Below are 19,866 nucleotides of genomic sequence, written 5' to 3'. Positions count from 1 at the left end.
GCATCGCTGGCGCTTGCCAACCGGGTGGGGCGCTTCGCTTAAAAGGAAGGGAACCTTATATAACGCCGCCTTCGGCGGCTCATCGCCCTATGGCGGCGAAGCCGCTGATCCACCTTATGCCCCCGGCGCGCAGCGCCCACAACCCGGTGGACGAGCGTAGCGATGTTCACCCACAACCCTTAGCCCCATTCACCGGCTTGGTGTACATTCTCATTTCAACTATAAGGAGATCATCATGTTCATCATCGGATGTCATTTATCAGTTTCCAAAGGATTCCTGGCCATGGGGAAGACGGCTACGGAACTTGGGGGCAATACATTCCAGTTCTTCCCCCGGAATCCCCGGGGCGGACAGGCGAAACCTCTCGTAGAAGAGGACGTGGAAGGACTCCGGCAGTGGATGGAGGACCATCACTTCGGCCCCATTCTCTGCCACGGAGCTTATACCATGAACGGCGCTTCCACGAAGGACAATGTCCGGGAATTTGCAAGGACCGCCATTCGGGAGGACCTGGCAAAGACGGCCCACCTGCCCCACTGCATGTACAATTTCCACCCCGGCGCCCATCTGAAACAGGGCGTGGACCAGGCGGTGGTCCTTATTTCGGACATGCTGAACTACGCCATGGACCAGGAAGAACTGCCGAAATACGTACTTCTGGAAACCATGGCGGGTAAGGGCACCGAAGTGGGCCGGACCTTCGAGGAGCTGGCAGCCATTATCGAAAAGGTGGAGCGGAAAGACCGGATGGGGGTGTGCCTCGACACCTGCCACGTTTATGACGGGGGCTACGACATTGTGAACGACCTGGATGGTGTGCTCCACCACTTCGATGAGACCATCGGCCTCTCCAGGCTCCACGCCATCCACCTGAACGATGATAAGAACCCATTAGGCAGCCACAAGGACCGGCACGAAAAAATCGGAAAGGGCACCCTGGGCCTTGAAGCCATCGGCCGCATCATCAACCATCCCCTTCTGAAGGATCTCCCCTTCTACCTGGAAACGCCCAATGAGCTGCCGGGGTATAAGGAAGAAATCAGTTTGCTGAAAGGGTTGAGAAAGGAATAAAGGGCTGCCTGTGAACAGGTGGGGCCTTCAGCCTTGAGCATTGAGCTGGATAGGCCCTGCGGGCTGGGTACTGTATGGATGGGTATGCGTCTGAACAGACGGGGGCTTCTAGCTTCTAGCCGCTAGCTCCTGGGAAAGCTGGTCCGCCTACGGCATGATGGAGTGTAATCTGAATGGTTGAGCGCCGCAGGCCGCTCAGTTTTCCTGACAGCTAGCCGCTAGCAGCTGGAAGCCCCCGCCCATTCGCACGCAAGCTTAGTCACACAATCGCTGCAGGCTGAACCCTCGGCCTCGGTCTTAATCTCGGTCTATCACCGGCATGGGGACACTTACTTTTCCATTTTTTGAAAAAATTTCACTTTCCATGTTCACAAAATCGAAGTTCGCGGTATGTATATAGTAGAGGGATGAAAAAGGCCCGCGGGTTGAAAAGTGGATTCCCAGTTTTCCTGAATGCGCGCTGTGGAAAGAACCCCGGGAATCCAACGGACATCGGTACCGCCTGAATCGTCCCTCGCCCATTCGGCCGAACGGGAATGAAGATCCAGGTCTAGGTCTAGATTCAGGTGAATAGCCGCGAAAGCGGCGAATCGACTAGCTACTAGATCTAGCCACTAGCTACCTTGACACGATCCGGATATGTCACAATGTTTGCACTACTCATACAACCACATAAGACCCAAGGACTTTCTGATAGCTCATGCTTTTGCCATTTTGACGACTAGTCCGGAATTTGGAGAAACTTCGGTTTCTGACCTTACGCCGGCGCCTGATTCACTGGACAAATTCCTGCATCTTACGGACACCGGGTCTTGTTGGTGTTTTTTGCTTTGCGCCATTTCGATGCTTGAGGCTAGAGGACAGATCGAGATCGAGGTCGAGATCGAGTGAGTCGGCAGCTTTGCTGCGGAGACGATAGAAGATAGACGATAGATGGGAGAGGGAAAGCCTGCGGCGCTTCCAATAGCTAACCTCCGTCGCCTACGGCGCCACCGACGGCCGGGCTCTAAGGTGCTCGCTTAATGTGCAGGCTATACTCGCAAATAAGCCCGGCTCGAGAGTCCTCTGCAGGACTCTCGCCTTCCCAAGGAAGGAGGCTGAAGATTCGCGGCAAAGCCGCAACTGGAATCCTAATGTCTCTACACAAATAATGTGGAAATGACACAGCAGTAGGCTCCTTCCTTGGAAGGCGGAGGTTCTGCAGAGAACCTCCGAGTCAATTGTAAGTTGGCGCTTCTACTGCACATTAAAGCGCCTTCCTTTTATCAATTGACGCTGCCCACGGGGCTGAGGTTAGCTGATGGAAAAGGCCCGCAGGACCTGATCAGCTCACTGTTCAAGGCTAAAGACTCGAAGCAGTGCATGCTATTATTGTCCCCAGATCAGATGAGACAATTTTACTTCCTTTTGGACTATACAGGTGAGAGGCGGAAAGGCCGGATGGAATTTCTCCCCTGCCGGGGGTACTCAGCCCATGGGACCGGAAAAGGGAGAAAGGACGTCTTCATATGATTCTGCCCCTCCAGCGCGCTGAAAAGGAATCGGCCGCAAAGCGGCTAAAGGCCTAGACCTAGACCTAGACCTAGATCTAGACCGGAAGCAGCTCTGCCGTTAGTCCCTGCACAACAACACAATCACACAGAAACTCCTGAGGAAAGACCTGTCAGACATCATGAGCAGCCGTTTGACCACCTCGCTCTTCCCTGACGACACAGACATCCCGCTTTGCGGTTACCCCTGGCCGAATCATGGAAGAAGATGGTACAGGCCCCACCGTGCATCGGCATTGGGATGAATCAGGAGTTTTTGTGGTGGAATAAAGGATATTTTACAGTTCAGCAGCTTTGCTGCGGAGACGATAGAGGATAGACGATAGATGGGAGAGGGGAAGAAGCTTGCGGCGGGGGGGCTGAAGTGACTTAAGTGGCTGAGGTGACTGAGGGGGAAGTGGCGGCGCACAATTCATATAGCGCCGCATTATGAAGATTGATTACCGCTTCACCACTTTCTCCACTGACTCTACACTCACTCGTCATCTCGAGCGGTGGTATGCACCGTAATGACGCAACAGACAAGAATCGCTACAGCTACGATGAGTCGAGAGATCTCTCAGAAAAATGGCTCTGACCGTCTTACAACGTGAAACTGGTGCAAAAGCACTGTATTCCCAAATGCAAGAAAGATTTCTCCACTCTTATAAGCTTTAGAAACTTAAAGTGACAGAGTCGTCAGTCATGTGTACCACCAGTCGAAATGACGGGGAATGGGTAGAGATAATCAGAGGAAGAACGTTACGGAGAGAGTGACTGTGCCGTTACATCGTCATCTCGAGCGGTGGTAAGCGCCTCACTGGGCTCTCCGTCGCCTGTGGCTCCCTGCGAACCCAGTTCGCTTTCCACCCGCCAGGGTGAGGTTACCTGATGGAAAGCAATGGAAGCGCCGCAGGCGGACCATCTTTTCTAAAAGCTAGCTGCTAGCAGCTAAAAGCTCCCGCACGTTCGCACGCCGCTCAGTCACAAAAGCGCCGTAGCCTGACCGACTCATGGCTCAAAGCTCTACCCGTTTTCATGCGCACTCAATGCGCATCCATTCATCCGTATCCCCATAAAAGATTCCTGCTATAATAATGGAAAAGCAGGAATCTTTTATTTTTTACGAGGAGACTATTATGAAATTTATTCATACCGCAGACTGGCATCTGGGGAAGCTCCTGAAGGAGCATAGTATGACGGAGGACCAGGCCTGGCTTCTGGAGAACCGGTTCCTTCCCCTGGTGGATGAGGAGAAGCCGGATGTGATTCTTCTTTCCGGCGACGTGTACGACCGGTCCTATCCGCCGGAGGAGGCGGTGGAGCTCTTTGACCGGATGACCGAGGAAATCGTGGGGAAGAGGAAGATTCCCTTTATCATTATCAGCGGCAACCACGACAGTGCGGAACGGCTGGCGGTGGCAAGCCGGCTCCTTTCGCGGCAGGGGCTCTATATCTTCGGGCCCCTTACCCTGGTGAAGCCGGTGGTCCTGGAAGACAAGTATGGTCAGGTGGCTTTCCTGCCGCTGCCCTATGCAGAACCGGCCCGGGTGCGGGTCATGATGAATGCGCTGGACATCCCGGGGGCCGAGGAGGTCCATTCCTTTGAAGCAGCAGAAAAGGTGCTGGTGGACCATGTGATTTCCCTCCTGCCGGATGGAGGGAAGGGTATGCGGAAAATCGCTCTGGCCCATGCTTTCGCAGCGGGCGGCAGCCCTTCGGAATCGGAGCGGCCCCTTTCCATCGGCGGCTACGACCGCATCAGTGATGACATTTTTGCGTCCTATGACTATACGGCCCTGGGCCATCTCCACAGGCCCCAGAAAACGAAGGCGGACTCCGAAAAGATTCAGTACAGCGGCAGCCTCATGCGGTATTCCTTCGATGAAGTGAACCAGAAGAAGGGAGTCATTGTGGGGGACATGGATGGGGAAGGGAAGGTGCATACGGTATTCCATGAACTCAAGCCCCTCCATGATGTGCGGATCCTGGAAGGCCTCTTTGATGACCTCATGGGAGAGGGCGTAGAGCCTTCGGAAGATTACCTGCAGATTGTGCTGTCCGACGAGAAGCCGGTCATCGATGCCATGCCAAAGCTTCGGACGAAGTTTCCCAATGCCCTGGGGGTAGAGCAGGACATGGGCTATAAGGAAGACAGCGGGGACCGCCGGGTCCATCTGGAAAAGATGAGCGACGAAGAAATCCTCAGGGACTTTGTCCACCATTTCCGGGACCGGGACCTGACGGAGGAAGAGGAGAAGCTGTCTCTGGCAGTGTGGGACAGGGTGTACAGGAAGGAGAATGCACAATGAAGCCTTTGAAGCTGACCATGCGGGCCTTCGGTCCCTATGCGGGGGAGACGGTGATTGATTTCGAGAAACTGGAAGGACGCCACCTTTTCCTCATCTGCGGCCCCACGGGAGCCGGGAAGACCACCATCCTGGACGCCATGTGCTATGCCCTCTACGGAAAGACAAGCGGTGACCGGACCGGCAGCCACATGCGGAGTGACTACGCTTCCACCTCCCAGAAGACGGAAGTCATTTTTGATTTCATGATCGGCGGGAAAACCTATCGGGCCACCAGGAGCCCGGAGCAGTTGATCGATAAAAAGCGGGGCAAGGGCCAGACGAAGGCCGCCATGCAGGCCTCCCTGTCGGAACTGGAGGATGGGAAAGAAGTGAGGACCCTCCGTACCGGCATCGAAGAGGCGGCGGGAAAGCTCATCGGCCTCAATGCCCAGCAGTTCTGCCAGGTCATCCTGCTGCCCCAGGGGGATTTCCGGAAGCTCCTGGTGGCGAAGGCGGAGGACCGGGAGGCCATCCTGAAGCAGCTCTTCAAGACCCAGCGGTTCTCCGATTTCCAGAATGAACTGCGTGTGTCCATGAATGAACTGGCAAAGACCAATGCCGCAGAAAAGACGGAACTGGACACCACTTTTTCCATGGTCCATGCGGCCGATGAAAAGGAACTCGCAAAGAATATAGAGGACACCGCCCGTTTTCTGGAGGAAAGGGGAAAGGAAAAGAAACGGCTGGACGAGGAGTATCGGACGTTTCGGAACGTCTACCAGGACGCGGCGGTGACGGCAAACCATTTCGGGATGCTGGCAAAAGCAGAGGCCCAAATGGAGAAGCTTTCTGCCCAAAAGGAAGAGGTGGAAAAGGCAAAGGAAGACCTGAAGCGCATCCGAAGCGCCAAGGCCCTGGCGGCGTACTTTGAAAACCTGGAGAAAATCACGGCTGACGGGAAAAAAGTCAGTGCCTGGAGAGATAAGGCAGAAAAAGAAAGAGACGGCCTGGCCAAAGAGCTGGACTCCCTGACGGCCCAGGGAAAAGCACTGGATGGCCAGAAGGAAGAAATGGACAGGCGGCAGCAGCAAATTGCGGTCATGATGCAGTGGCTGCCGAAGGCGAAATCCTATGGCGCCGCAAAGCGGGAAGTAGACCGGCTCTCTGCCGGTGCTGAGGAAGCTTCGAAGGAAGTCGAAAGGCTCACGGCGGAGGCGGAAAAGGCAAAGGCTATCAGAGACGGGGCAGTGGAAAAGGCGGAAGCCATCCGGCGGGACTACATTTTCGGCCAGGCCGCTATCCTGGCCAGCCAGCTGAAGGAGGGAGAGCCCTGTCCGGTGTGCGGGGCGGTGCACCATCCAAAGCCCGCTATTTCAGACAAGAAGCTTCCTACGGAGGCGGAGGTGAAGCGCATCCAGAAGCAGGCGGACAGGGCATCGGCGGACTATGAAGAGAAGAACCGCATGGCCCGGGATTACCAGGTCACCGCCTATGTGTCCGCAGTAACGGCCCTGGGAAATGCACAGATGAAGCTGCAGACACTGGAAGATGTGCCGGCGGAATTCCGGGATCCCCTGGTGCTCCAGAAGGAAATCAGGAAACTCCATGGATCCATCGAGGACTGGGAAAAGGAACAGGCCCAGGTCCGGGAGCAGCGGGAAAAGGCAGCCTCCCTCCATGGGGCCTGGGATGCCCGGTACAAGGCGGCCGACGAGCAGAGAGAAAGGCTTGTAAAGGATTACAATAAAGGGAGAAAGGACCTGGAAGAAAAGGCACTGGCTGAGGGATTCCAGGACCTGGCGGACTGCCGGAAATGGTACGAAAGGGCAGGGGATGAGGAGAAAGTGGCCTCTGCCATCGGCGCTTATGAAGAAAAGCGGCAGGGCACGGAAAAGGTGCTGTCTGAAGAGAAGGCATTTCTGGCAGGTAAAGACAGGCCCGATATGGCAGCCCTGGGAGAAGAAGAACGGCGCCGCCGGTTGGATATCCAGAACCTCCTCACCCAGCTGGCAGATGGGGAAAACCGCAAAAAGCAGCTGGAAGACGCAGCGGCAAGGGTGAAGGAAATTTCCCTCCGCCATGAAAAGACGGAAAAGGATCTGTCCCTGGTTTCGGGGCTCTATAATCTCACCAAAGGGGAGAAATCACGGATTTCCCTGGAGCGGTACGTGCTGGGGGCCCTTCTGGATGAGGTGGCGAAAATGGCCAATGAACGGCTCTATGAAATGAGCCACCACCGCTACACCCTCCGCCGCATGGCAGGAGATACGACGGAAGGGAAGGGGGGCCTGACGCTGGAGGTGTCCGACAGCTTCACTGGCCGGTCCCGGCCTGCCAATACCCTTTCCGGCGGGGAGACATTCCTGGCGTCCCTCTCCCTGGCTTTGGGCCTGGCGGACGTGGTACAGGCAAAGCAGGGAGGCGTACGGCTGGATACCATGTTCATCGATGAAGGCTTCGGCACCCTGGACCCGGAGGCCCTGAACAGCGCCATGAATACTCTCATCGACCTCCAGGACACGGGCCGCCTGGTGGGTATCATTTCCCACGTGCCGGAACTGGAAGAGCGCATCGACGCCCGGCTGAAGGTGACGTCGTCGAAGAACGGCAGCACCGCGGCATTTGAAATTGCGGATTGAGGGTGCTTACGGATAGAGTCACTGGGGGCAGGGCTTCTAGCTTTTAGCTGTTAGCTCCTAGGAAATCTGGTCAGCCTACGGCATGGAAGACTGATGGAAACAACGAATAGGATGCGCCGCAGGCAAATCAGCTTTCCTAACAGCTAACAGCTAGCAGCTAGCAGCCCCGCCGCTTGTGACTCTATCCATCAGCATGCTGAACCGTTGGCCGAAATATTCCGTCTCTCCCTCTATCCATATGGTAGAATAGAAGAGATAATACATACAAAGGAGGCATTCATTTGGCTGATTCATTTCAAGACAAAAACTTCCAGCCAAAGAAGGATTGGAAGAAAAAATCTGATACCGACACCATGATCGTATCCCGGGTGCCTCCGCAGAATATTGAAGCGGAGAAATCGGTACTGGGAGCCATGCTGCTGGACAAGGACGCCATCCTGACGGCGGAGGATATCCTGACGGCGGCTGATTTCTACCGGGAAGCGAATGCCATCATTTTCCAGGCCATCCTGAACCTGTCCCACCGGGGAGAACCGGCGGACATCCTGACGGTGACGGAAGAGCTGAAGCGTATGGGTCGCCTGGATGACGTGGGCGGCGTGCTCTACGTCAATGAACTGGCGGCCAACGTGGTGACCACGAAATCCGTGGACCGGCATGCAGAAATCGTGGCGGGAAAGGCAAAGCTCCGCCGCCTCATCGATGCTGCCGGCACCATTGCTGACGAAGCCTATTCCGAAAGGCAGGATGTGGCGGATATTACGGACGATGCGGAAAAGTCTATCCTCGAAGTGACGAGGGACGAGAGACGGTCCGATTTTACCCCCATCGGGGAGGCTGTGCAGAATGAGCTGCAGGAAATCAGCCGGAAGTTTAAAAACAAGGAATCCATTACGGGACTCGCCAGCGGATTTCCTTCCCTGGACGCCCTGACGAGCGGTTTCCAGAAGGGCGATTTCATCATCGTCGCTGCCCGCCCATCCATGGGTAAAACCGCCTTCGTCCTGAATATCGCCAAGAACATGAGCATTTCTTCCGCCCATCGGAGCGTAGCCTTCTTTTCCCTGGAAATGTCAAGGGAGCAGCTGGTACAGCGCCTTCTCTGCTCCACGGCCCTCGTGGACAGCTCCCGGCTCCGGACGGGACGCATTTCCACCCAGAAGGAATGGGACCAGCTGGCCAACGCCGCCAGCGTCCTCATGGATGCGCCCCTCTATATCGATGATACGCCGGGCATTTCTGTATCGGAAATCCGGTCCAAGTGCCGCCGGCTGAAGGCGGAACATGGCCTCGATATCATCATGATCGATTACCTCCAGCTCATGCAGGCCAAGAACGTATCCCGGAACGGGGATAACCGGCAGCAGGAAATCTCCGAAATTTCCCGGTCCCTGAAGAGCCTGGCCAGGGAGCTGAACGTGCCGGTCATTGCCCTGTCCCAGCTGTCCCGAAGCGTGGAATCCCGGCAGGACCACCGGCCCTTCCTCTCGGACCTCCGTGAATCGGGGTCCCTGGAACAGGATGCGGACATGGTGAGCTTCCTATACCGGGAGGCCTATTATAACCGGGAAATCGAAGACGATGACCCCCGGAAGAATGAAACCGAAGTCATCCTGGCAAAGAACCGTAATGGCCCGGTGGACACGGTGAAGCTCCACTTCGCCGGCCAGTTCACCCTGTTCTACGAGATTACAAACCAGGAACCCCCGCCGGATATGCAGTGAGAAGCAGGTGGGAAAATTTGAATGTCCCATTCCTGCGAATGGGACTAAGGGTTGTGGCGGAAGCGCCGCTGCGCTTGCTTCCGAGGTGGTGGGTGCTTCGCACCGGGGGCATAAGGTTGACCAGCCGCCATTGGCGGCTATTGCACCTTACCCCCCGCTTTGGTAAGGCGGCAGCCTTACCGAAGCCACAACCCCACGGGGAAAGCGACTCACTGGATGCTCAGTCGCCTAACGGCTCCTTGCGCTCCAGTTCGCTGCGCACCGGTCGGGCCAGCGTAGCGGCGCCCGACCCACAACCCTTAGCCCCATCCAGTGGGTTGGGAATACAATAGATGCATGTGGACCAGCATTAATTCAGCAGTGTGTCAAACTATCATAAGTAACAGACCAGAATCGCAAGGTGATACCATTGGATTTATTTGGACGGGAGGATCCCGAGGAATATGCCGCCCGCCGGCAGCGGGAACTCCGGGAGGAAACGGGGGAAAAGGTGGAATACCATTCCCACGAAGAACTGGCGAAGGCCATCCGTACCTGCAGTGCCTGCCATCTTCGGAAAGAAGGAGGACTGGGCCCTGTCCTTTCCTCGGGCCCCGCAGATGCGCCGCTCATGGTGGTGGGTGAAGGCCCCGGAGGCGTGGAGGATGACTATGGCGCTCCCCTGATCGGCCCTTCCGGCCAGCTTCTGGATAAAGCTCTGTACTCCGTCGGTATCACCAGGGACCACGTGTATGTGACGAATATCGTAAAATGCCGTCCCCGGGGCAACCGGACTCCCACCATGGAGGAAGGCCGCTTCTGCGGCGCCCTGTGGCTGGAGCATGAAATCCGCCTGGTGAAGCCGAAGGTCATCGTGGGCCTTGGAAAGGTGGCTCTCCGGTTCTTCCTGGGCCGGGAAGCGGGCATCATCCGCAGCCGGGGCCACTGGATCGATTACCATGGCATTCCGGTGATGCCCACGTTCCATCCCGCCTACCTCCTCCGGCAGAGTGGGCGGAGCCTGGTGGACGCCAAGTGGCAGGTATACTACGACCTCCTGGCGGCCAAGGAAAAGGCGGCGGCCCTGGCACCGGACTGGGTGTGGAAGAGCGAATCCATGCCGGACCTCCTGGGAAGCCAGAGACTGGCGGAGGAACGGAAGAGAAGGCACGAAGAGGCCTTTTGAAGAGAAACAGGAATCCCTGTTTCCTTACCTTTATACATATTTCTATTATTTGGGAGAGGGGAAATCCATTGCTTAAAAAAATCATACTGGCCGCAGCGATCTGTGGGGCCCTGGGAACCTGTACCATCGGAGCTTCCGATATTTCTTCAGTCCAGGAACCGGCCCGGGAGGGAGAAGTCACAGTCATTAAAGGAAAAGTCATCGAAACGGTGGTACCGAAGAAGAACCACAGAAAAGATAAAAGGACTGTGGAAAAACAGGAAGTAAAGACGGAAGACAAGACGGCGGCGAAGGAAGAAAAGACCTTGAAGCCGGCTGCAGAGAAGACAGCAGGAAAAACAGAAGTCAAGAAGGCAGTCCCTGCCAAGGCGGCTCCTGCCAAAGAAGCGGCCGCTGCCAAAGAGGAAGCGAAGAAACCGGAAGAAACGGCACCGGCCAAGCCTCGGTTCGAGGACAAGCGCATCGAAATCAACCTGGCCAGCCGGCTCCTTACCCTGTACCAGGGAGATGTGGGGATCCGCATGTACCCCATTGCCCCGGGAAAGCCGGACTCTCCTACCCCTACGGGACGGCGGACGGTGATTGACATGGAAAAGGACCCCACCTGGGTGGACCCGGACAATCCCTCCGTCACCATTCCTTCCGGGCCTGACTGCCCCATCGGCTACCGGTGGATCGGTATCGGCGGCAACTACGGCATCCACGGCACAAACCGGCCATCCGCCATCGGTACCTACGCCTCCCATGGCTGCGTCCGCATGAACGAAGCGGACGTGGAAGACCTCTACAACCATATCGTCATGGGCATTCCTGTGGACATCATCTATGAACGGGTGGTGGTGCAGGAAGAAGCGGACCACACGGTGGTGTACTACATCTATCCCGATGGCTACGGCAGGGAACCCCTGGATGTGGCCACGGTGAAACAGAAACTGGCCCCCTTCGGCGTGTCCGCCTACGTATCCGATGACGATGTGCAGCAGGCCATCGACGCCTCCGACGGCAACCCGAGATATGTAGTTAAAGTGTATGACCTTTACGTGAAGGGACAGAAACTGGACGCCCGGGCCTTCGGCAAAGACGGTCACGTCTACCTGCCGGTGATGGCAGTGGCCAAAGCCCTGGGAATCAAGGCCGAATGGTCGCCGAACTGGAACCGCCTCCGCACAGCAAACGGAGAAGCACCGGCGGTCCTGAAGAACCGTTCCCTCCTCATCGATGCGAAGGATGCGGAAACCCTCTTCCACGTGAGCGGTACACTGGATGACCACTATAATTACGACCTGAACTGATTCTATAAAGAAAAAGTCTGTGAAGAATGGATCTTCACAGACTTTTTCTTTATAGAATTGAGATTTGAGACCTCGCGGCTTCGAAGCTGTGGAGGCCTGCAAAAAGCCCTGTATTCCCGAACACAAGAAAGATTTCTCGGCTCGTCGAAGCTGTAGCGGCTTTTATCAGCATAGTCACTCAGCATACTACCACCGCTCGAAATGACGGGGTGTGGGAGAGATCATTTTTCAGAAATACCGTTATCACTCCCGGTGACTATATTCCCCTTAACGTCATTTCGAGCGGAGGTAAGCGTCGGAGAGACTGTACCTGTAAGAATAGAATGTGAGAAGGAGTCGAGAAATCTCCCAGGTAAATGACTAAGACGGTGTTACAACTCTAATATCATGGGGGGGGAAAAAAGACTGTATCCCCGAACACAAGAAAGATTTCTCGGCTCGTCGAAGCTGTAGCGGCTTTTATCAGCATAGTCACTCAGCATACTACCACCGCTCGAAATGACGGGGTGTGGGAGAGATCATTTTTCAGAAATACCGTTATCACTCCCGGTGACTATATTCCCCTTAACGTCATTTCGAGCGGAGGTAAGCGTCGGAGAGACTGTACCTGTAAGAATAGAATGTGAGAAGGAGTCGAGAAATCTCCCAGGTAAATGACTAAGACGGTGTTACAACTCTAATATCATGGGGGGGGAAAAAAGACTGTATCCCCGAACACAAGAAAGATTTCTCGACTCGTCGAAGCTGTAGCGATTTTGGACTGCAGTGTCATGCGGCATACTCACACCGCTCGAAATGACGGGGGTGTGGGAGGGATCATTTTTCAGAAATACCGTTATCACTCTCGGTGACTATATTCCCCTTAACGTCATTTCGAGCGGAGGTAAGCGTCGGAGAGACTGTACCTGTAAGAATAGAATGTGAGAAGGAGTCGAGAAATCTCCCAGGTAAATGACTAAGACGGTGTTACAACTCTAATATCATGGGGGGGGAAAAAGACTGTATCCCCGAACACAAGAAAGATTTCTCGACTCGTCGAAGCTGTAGCGATTTTTATCAGCATAGTCACTCATCATACTACCACCGCTCGAAATGACGGGGTGTGGGAGGGATCATTTTTCAGAAATACCGTTATCACTCCCGGTGACTATATTCCCCTTAGCGTCATTTCGAGCGGAGGTAAGCGTCGGAGAGACTGTACCTGTAAGAATAGAATGTGAGAAGGAGTCGGGAAATCTTCCAGGTAAATGACGAAGACGGTGTTACAACGCAGACACGGCAAAAAAGTGGATAATGTCATATTTCCGGAATGCCGTTCTCATTCTGGGGGCTTCATGCCCACAGGCCATGGTCCCGGGAAGGTCGAGCCTATTCCCAGTCTTCCCAGCGGTTGGGGAAGATGAAGGCCAGTACGGTGCCCACGAGGAGGATGGCGTACTTGATGCCCGACGGCATGAAGAGGTCGGCGATGATGTACATGAGGATCACCACCGCTGCCAGTTCTTTCCCCCTGGGGTATACCCGGTACCGCTGGATCCAGGAGGCGCCGAGAATGACGTTGGATACCAGGGTCATAATGAGCTGCAGGGCACCGATGAGGATGAGGTTCTTCGTGAGGTCCAGGTGGAGCAGGTACACGCCGGTCATGAGGCCGATGGAAAGGATGACGGTAATAATGACGATGGGAAGCCGCTTCAGGAGGGCTTTCCGGGATATGGTCCTTCTCACATCGAGGGGCGTCTTTTTCCAGGTAAGAAATGCGATAATAATGGCGGAAAGTACATATTCCGCTGTAAAGAAAAGATTGGACTGATAGGGATTCAAAGTGATTTGCCTTTCTGAATATAATGAATGGGTTGGCGAGGAGCCCAAGCGGGTAAATGGGGCTAAGGGTGGTGGGTTGGCATCGCTGCGCTTGCCAACCGGGTTGTGGCTTTGGAAGGCTAACGCCTTCTCAAAGCGGGGGCATAAGGTTGAAAAGCCGCCTAAGGCGGCGAATCCACCTCATGCCCCGGTGCGAAGCACCTACTACCCGGTGAACGAGCACCGCGATGTTCACCCACCACCTTTAGCCCCATTTACACGATTGGAACGATTAGCACGCAGTAATCCCCTACTCATCCGCCAATTCTTCGTCATTTGCGGCGAAGGGGAACGGGGCGGAATCCTGTTTCACGTACCGGGCGATTTCTATGAGATTCCCGTCGGGGTCCCGGAGGTAGAGGCTCTTCATGGGGCCCCGGGCGCCGTGGCGGTCTACGATGCCCGTGACCAGGGGCGCCGATTTGGCTTTCAGCTCCACCAGCACCTGCTCCATGGGGGTATCGGTGATGAGGCAGAGGTCGATGCTGCCGGATACGGGGTACGCTGCGGCGGGCTGAAATTCTCCGGGCCGCCGGTGGATATTGATCTTGCAGGAGCCGAATAAAAGGGAATACCGTCCCTTTTCCTCCACCACCTTCATATCCAGTATGTCCCTGTAGAAATGGATACATTCCTCCAGATGGCTGGTGGTGAGGACGATATGGTCAAAATGTAAGAGTTTCATGGCATTCTCCTGGTAATCGTAAATGGTAGCACTGTTTTTATTTATCCATTGTAACGATTATTGACCAAAAGTGCAATTTTGGGAAATCAAAAAGCAGTGCCTCTATGACACTGCTTTGATGTATTGCTGATGTGCCCAATACGTTGGATGGGACATAAGGGTGGTGGGTGCTTTGCACCGGGGGCATGAGGTGGATCTGCCACCTTTAGTCCCACTCACCTATCCGACGTCTATTCCTTTGTCATTACTTCGCCAGCAGGTCCTTGCCTCCGGCGATGCCGGGATGGGTCATTTCATAGGGAGAGAGGATCCGTTCCATAGCGGAAGCGGTGACAAGCTTCTTCTTCAGGATGATTTCCCGGACCGGCTGGCCGGTGGTGTAGGCCTCTTTCGCTGTGGCAGCGCACTTTTCGTAGCCGATGTGGGGCAGGAGGGCCGTGATGACGCCTACGCTGTGGTCCACCCAGTACTGGCACTGTTCCTTGTTCGCTTCCATGCCCTTCAGCAGTTTTTCATTGAATGTATTCACGGCGTTCGTAAGGAAACGGAAGGAATTGAAAATGTTGAAGGCAATGACCGGTTCCATGACGTTCAGTTCCAGCTGCCCGTTTTCACAGGCCAGGCTGATGGCGGCGTCGTTGCCGATGACCTGGTAGCAGGTCTGGTCCAGTACTTCCGCAATCACCGGGTTTACCTTGCCCGGCATGATGGAAGACCCCGGCTGACGGGCGGGCAGTTTGATTTCATTGAGGCCGCAGCGGGGGCCGGAAGCCATGAGGCGGATATCGTTAGCCATCTTGATGAGGGCCAGGGCCGTCACCTTCAGGGCCGAAGAGACTTCGGCGTAGCAGTCGGTGCAGTTCGTGGTGTCCACCAGGTTCGGCGCTGTTTCGAAATGGTAACCCGTGAGGTCGGAGAGGGTATAGGGGAAGAGGCGGATGTATTCAGGCTCCGCATTGAGGCCGGTACCTACGGCGGTGCCGCCCATATTCAGGTCCTCCAGACTCCGGAGGGACCGGGTAATGCGGCCGATGGAACGGCGCACCATGGAACCGTAGGCATCCATTTCTTCGCCCAGGGTAATGGGCACCGCATCCTGCAGGTGGGTACGGCCCATTTTGATGACGTCCTTGAATTCTTTGCCCTTGGCTTCAAAACTTTCTGCCAGGTCGATGAGGGCTTCATTGAGGGCACTGGCTTTGTACATGAGGCAGACCTTAATGGATGTGGGGAATACATCGTTTGTGGACTGGGCCATGTTGCTGTGGTTATTGGGCGAAATGATATCGTACCGGCCCCTCGGATATCCAAGGATTTCCAGGGCCCGGTTGCAGAGGACTTCGTTCATGTTCATGTTGATGGAAGTGCCGGCGCCGCCCTGGATGGGGTCCAGCGGGAACTGGTCATTCATCTTTCCGCTGATCACATCATCCGCTGCTTCTACGATGGCTTTGCCGATGGTTTCATCCATGCGGCCGGTTTTCATATTGGTAAGGCAGGATGCCTTTTTGACAGTTGCCATGGCCTTAATGAAATCCGGATCCAGATGGGCACCGGTAATCTGGAAATTTTCCTTAGCCCTCATGGTCTGAACTCCATAATATACATCATCAGGTACTAATTTTTCTCCCAGAAAATCATGTTCCTTACGCATTTTTGAATTCCTTTCCATGCACTTTGTGCAAATTGAACGGGGACCTTTATGTCTTAAAGTCATTAATAACTGAAAGCGGCGGGGAAGCCCTCTCCCCCAAGAAGGCTTCCCCGCCATGAGAAAAGGCGTCTGATAGAATGGTCTATCAGACGCCTTTGTCGGTACATTCAGTTATGTGAAGGAGGATTCCTTCATCTGTGCACAAGTGTACACCTGTTTACAGGACCTGTCAAGGGGTGTAAAAGATTAGAAATTTTCATTAATAAGTGTATACTTATTCGCCGAGAGACAGGGGGAATTAGGAATGAGGAATCAGGAATGAGAAATGGTGGTGCGGCGCACAAATCATATGGCGCCGCAATTATCCTATTCCCATAAACATGGAACCCTTTAGAGATGGAGGTCCTCTGCAGGATGTTCATCTCCAAGGGGGCACGTGCTGACCGGTATTCTCAAAAGGTGAGATCAACCATCAGCATGCAGGCCCCTGGAGAAGGGCCGCGCCAAAGGCGCAGGATGGATTGATGGATAAGGCAGCGGAGCTGGGGGCCCTCAACTGTCAACTCTCAAATCTCAACTCTTTCTTTTCCCGGAAAAGCCGCGGGGCCTCAATTTTCTTTACACAAATCTCAATTCTTTTTCCCTATCCCCCGTATCCTCTGATGTTATAATAAAGTCAGAAAACGTTTAAAGAATTCCACAGGGTTCTACAGGAAGTTCCTGCAAAGGAGGATGCCTTATGCTGGTTCGGGAACGGAGTGAAGACATTGAGAAGAAGATACTCTGCCATCGGGCAGCCCTTGCGGTCCATGCAAAGCGGGATCGGGAAGAGAAGAAGGACCCTCTCCGCACCGATTTCCAGCGGGACCGGGACCGGATTCTCCACAGCAATTCCTTCCGGCGGCTGAAGCATAAGACCCAGGTCTACATCGCTCCCCGGGGGGACCACTACCGTACCCGCATGACCCACACCCTGGAGGTGGCCCAGATCGGCCGTACCATGGCCAGGGCTCTCCGGCTGAATGAGGACCTGGTGGAGGCCATTGCCCTGGGCCACGACCTGGGGCATACTCCCTTCGGCCATGTGGGGGAGCAGGCGCTGCAGGAAATCTGCGGGCACTTCGAGCACAATGAGCAGAGCGTCCGGATTGTAGAAAAACTGGAAAAAGACGGCCAGGGCCTGAATTTGACGAAGGAAGTACGGGACGGCATATTGAACCACTGCGGGAAGCTGAAAGCACACACACTGGAAGGCTGCCTTATTAAGTATGCTGATCGGATCGCCTACCTCTGTCATGATTATGAGGATGCAGAAACCATGGGACTCATAGGACCCGATGACCTGCCGCCGGATGTGGTGGCGAAAATCGGGGTGACCCATTCCTCCATGATTACCGCCATGGTAACCGACGTGGTCACCCATTCCATGCAGGATGACAGCGATGGCATCCACATGTCGGAAGAAGGGGACCAGGTGCTCCTGGCATTCCGCAAGTTTATGTTTGAGGAAGTCTATATGTCTCGGGCCCTCATTCCCGACAGGAAACGGGGGAGCAACGTGGTGAAAATGCTCTATACCTACTATACGGAGAAGCGGCCTGATGGTTCCTACCATGAGACCAGGCTCCCGGAAAAGCAGGTGCGCCTGGCGGGAGGAAATATCCCCTTGGCGGCGGTGGATTACATTTCCGGGCTCACCGATAATTATGCCATCAACCTGTTTGAGGATATCTTTGTGCCCCGGTACTGGACATTCAAGAAAGAATAAGCCCAGGGGCGGAAATATTTATATACATATAAGTAAGGAGGCTTGCTGATGGAAGACGTGAAAGACCTGATAGGACGACTGATAAATCATGTGGACGGCAGCAGCATTTCCGAAGATGAACTGAAACGGCAGGTCAATGCCATTTACAGTATTTATGCCGGTATTGTGGGGTCAGAACAGATCATAGTCCAGGCCAGCCGGTATAATGCGCTGAAATATATACACGACGAGGACCCGAAGGTCCGTCTGGTGGGCATGGAGCGGCTCATCCTGGAAAGCCGGGACTACACGAGAATACCGCTGGATGAGGAAATTCCGGGGATTCTGGGAAAGCTGGAGGACAAGCTGGCGGATATGCTGGCTCGGCAGGCTGTGGAACGGCAGCTGGAAGAGAAGATTACGGACCGTCTGGAAGAACGGCACCAGGAATACGTGAATGAAATCCGGAAGGAAATCATTGACGAAGAGTCCACAGATACGGAGACTCCCCAGAGCCGGCACAAGATGGAAAAGCTGGAGGCCCTGGACCGGGTGAAGCTCACCGGCACCATTATGAATAAGGTGCGGCCACAGAACCTTTCAGAAATCGTGGGACAGGACCGGGCGGTGCGGGCCATGGCTTCCCGCATTGCTTCTCCCTATCCCCAACACCTGATCCTCTACGGACCGCCGGGCGTGGGGAAAACTACGGCCGCCCGGCTGGTGCTGGACGAGGCGAAGAAGCTTCCCTATACGGCGTTCGGAGAAAAGGCACCTTTTGTGGAATGCGACGGTACCACGCTCCGCTGGGATGAGCGGGACATGACGAATCCCCTCATCGGCTCTGTCCATGACCCCATTTACCAGGGGGCCAGCAAGGAGCTGGCGGACGACGGCATTCCGGAACCGAAGCCGGGACTGGTGACGGAAGCCCATGGGGGCATCCTTTTCATCGATGAAATCGGGGAACTGGATCCCATGCTGCTGAATAAGCTCCTGAAGGTACTGGAAGACAAGCGGGTGTATTTCGAGTCCGCCTATTACGACGAGGACAATCCTGCGGTGCCTTCGTATATTCGGAAACTGTTCAAAGACGGGGCTCCGGCGGATTTCATCCTCATCGGCGCCACTACGAGGCAGCCTTCGGAAATCAATCCGGCCATCCGGTCCCGGTGCGCCGAGGTATTCTTTGATCCCCTGCAGCCGAAGCATGTGGTGGAGATTGTGAACAATGCAGCGGAGAAGCTGGATGTGACACTGGAAAAAGGAGTGGCAGAGCTCATCAGTACCTACACCATGGAAGGCCGAAAGGCCGTAAGTCTCCTGGCCGATGCCTATGGCCTGGCGGTTTATGAGTCCGGCTCCTCCGACGATGTGGTCATTACGAAGGAACTCATGGAACGGACTGCCCGGGCCAGCCGGCTCTCTCCCTGGGTGACAAAGGCAAAGACGGACATCCCGAAAATCGGCCATATCTATGGCCTCGGTGTGGCGGGCTACTGGGGAAGCACCATCGAAATCGAAGCGGCAGCGTTCCCCGCCAGGGCAGAAGGCAAGGGTACTATCCGGTTTAACGATACAGCCGGGTCCATGGCCAAAGACTCCGTGGCCACGGCGGCCGCAGTGGTGCGTGAACTGACGGATAAGGACATCTCGGACTATGACCTCCATATCAATGTCATCGGCGGCGGCAATATTGACGGCCCCTCGGCGGGCTGCGCCATTACGGCGGCCATCCTGTCGGCGGTGGAGAAGATACCCCTCCGCCAGGACTATGCAGTCACCGGGGAAGTGTCCCTGTCAGGGGAAGTAAAGCCGGTAGGCGGCGTTGCAGAAAAGGCATTCGGTGCCCGTCAGGCGGGACTGAAGGGAATCCTTCTCCCCGAAGAAAACAGGCAGGACCTGGATGAAACCATGCAGGGATTAGAAATCATTCCGGTAAAGACCATGAAAGATGTGCTGCAGCGAATGCTGGTGAGAGAGTAAGAGAAGGGCAGCGGCCTTGGACCGGGACCTTGTCCGGCGGATAAGGCTCTGCCTGCGGCGAGGCAAAGGCAGAGCCTGGGAGTAAGGAAAAATTGTATATTACGCGGCGCGTCACAATTTGGATGCGCCGCTATTTTTCTATTCCCCTAAGCATGCATCCCCTTGGGAAAAGGGCGCGGCAAAGGCGCAGGATGGATGCGGCGAAGCCGCGAAAACTCC

Annotated in this window: 11 protein-coding genes; 8 read left to right on the top strand and 3 right to left on the bottom strand. The window is 55.1% G+C overall.

The features are described from left to right. The first annotated feature begins 235 nt into the window (after positions 1 to 235). The 6 genes from ACFWUL_RS09705 (at position 236) to ACFWUL_RS09680 (ending at position 11,712) form a co-directional block, all read left to right on the top strand. Positions 236 to 1,072 (top strand): deoxyribonuclease IV, encoded by an 837-nt coding sequence (locus tag ACFWUL_RS09705; protein WP_416177131.1) that lies wholly within the window; start codon positions 236 to 238, stop codon positions 1,070 to 1,072. Positions 1,073 to 3,740: 2,668 nt separating this feature from the next. Next, positions 3,741 to 4,913, top strand: a complete 1,173-nt coding sequence (locus ACFWUL_RS09700; RefSeq protein WP_416177130.1) for an exonuclease SbcCD subunit D — start codon at positions 3,741 to 3,743, stop codon at positions 4,911 to 4,913. Further along, a complete protein-coding gene (locus tag ACFWUL_RS09695) occupies positions 4,910 to 7,531 on the top strand; it encodes an AAA family ATPase (RefSeq protein WP_416177129.1) in 2,622 nt (873 codons plus the stop codon). Before ACFWUL_RS09700 ends, ACFWUL_RS09695 begins: the two co-directional genes overlap by 4 nt. 281 nt (positions 7,532 to 7,812) lie before the next feature. Next, positions 7,813 to 9,255, top strand: a complete 1,443-nt coding sequence (dnaB, locus tag ACFWUL_RS09690; RefSeq protein ID WP_297023759.1) for a replicative DNA helicase — start codon at positions 7,813 to 7,815, stop codon at positions 9,253 to 9,255. A 409-nt stretch (positions 9,256 to 9,664) separates the two neighbouring features. After that, positions 9,665 to 10,420 (top strand): uracil-DNA glycosylase, encoded by a 756-nt coding sequence (locus tag ACFWUL_RS09685; protein WP_297023760.1) that lies wholly within the window; start codon positions 9,665 to 9,667, stop codon positions 10,418 to 10,420. 68 nt (positions 10,421 to 10,488) lie between these two features. Further along, on the top strand, positions 10,489 to 11,712 hold the full coding sequence (locus ACFWUL_RS09680) for a L,D-transpeptidase (RefSeq protein WP_416177128.1): 1,224 nt from the start codon (positions 10,489 to 10,491) through the stop codon (positions 11,710 to 11,712). A gap of 1,368 nt (positions 11,713 to 13,080) precedes the next feature. On the opposite strand, the gene ACFWUL_RS09675 is transcribed toward ACFWUL_RS09680, so the two are convergent. The 3 genes from ACFWUL_RS09675 to ACFWUL_RS09665 all read right to left on the bottom strand — a co-directional run bounded on the left by ACFWUL_RS09675 (position 13,081) and on the right by ACFWUL_RS09665 (position 15,914). Then, a complete protein-coding gene (locus tag ACFWUL_RS09675; RefSeq protein ID WP_297019069.1) occupies positions 13,081 to 13,536 on the bottom strand; it encodes a hypothetical protein in 456 nt (151 codons plus the stop codon). Positions 13,537 to 13,825: 289 nt separating this feature from the next. Continuing rightward, the gene (locus tag ACFWUL_RS09670; protein ID WP_416177127.1) at positions 13,826 to 14,260 is read right to left on the bottom strand and encodes a VOC family protein; all 435 of its coding nucleotides are present in this window, start codon (positions 14,258 to 14,260) and stop codon (positions 13,826 to 13,828) included. Between the two features lie 244 nt (positions 14,261 to 14,504). After that, positions 14,505 to 15,914, bottom strand: coding sequence for an aspartate ammonia-lyase (locus tag ACFWUL_RS09665; protein WP_416177126.1), 1,410 nt, complete (start codon positions 15,912 to 15,914; stop codon positions 14,505 to 14,507). Between the two features lie 739 nt (positions 15,915 to 16,653). On the opposite strand from ACFWUL_RS09665, the gene ACFWUL_RS09660 reads away from it, so the two are divergent. Then, the gene (locus ACFWUL_RS09660; RefSeq protein ID WP_416177124.1) at positions 16,654 to 17,682 is read left to right on the top strand and encodes a deoxyguanosinetriphosphate triphosphohydrolase; all 1,029 of its coding nucleotides are present in this window, start codon (positions 16,654 to 16,656) and stop codon (positions 17,680 to 17,682) included. 48 nt (positions 17,683 to 17,730) lie between these two features. Continuing rightward, the gene (gene lonC, locus ACFWUL_RS09655) at positions 17,731 to 19,647 is read left to right on the top strand and encodes a Lon family ATP-dependent protease (RefSeq protein WP_416177122.1); all 1,917 of its coding nucleotides are present in this window, start codon (positions 17,731 to 17,733) and stop codon (positions 19,645 to 19,647) included. Positions 19,648 to 19,866: the final 219 nt, after the last annotated feature.

Source organism: Dialister sp. (assembly GCF_047832375.1).
Taxonomy (GTDB): domain Bacteria; phylum Bacillota; class Negativicutes; order Veillonellales; family Dialisteraceae; genus Dialister.
The sequence above is the reverse complement of the archived record's forward strand: the minus strand, read 5'-3'. Positions and strand labels throughout refer to the sequence as shown.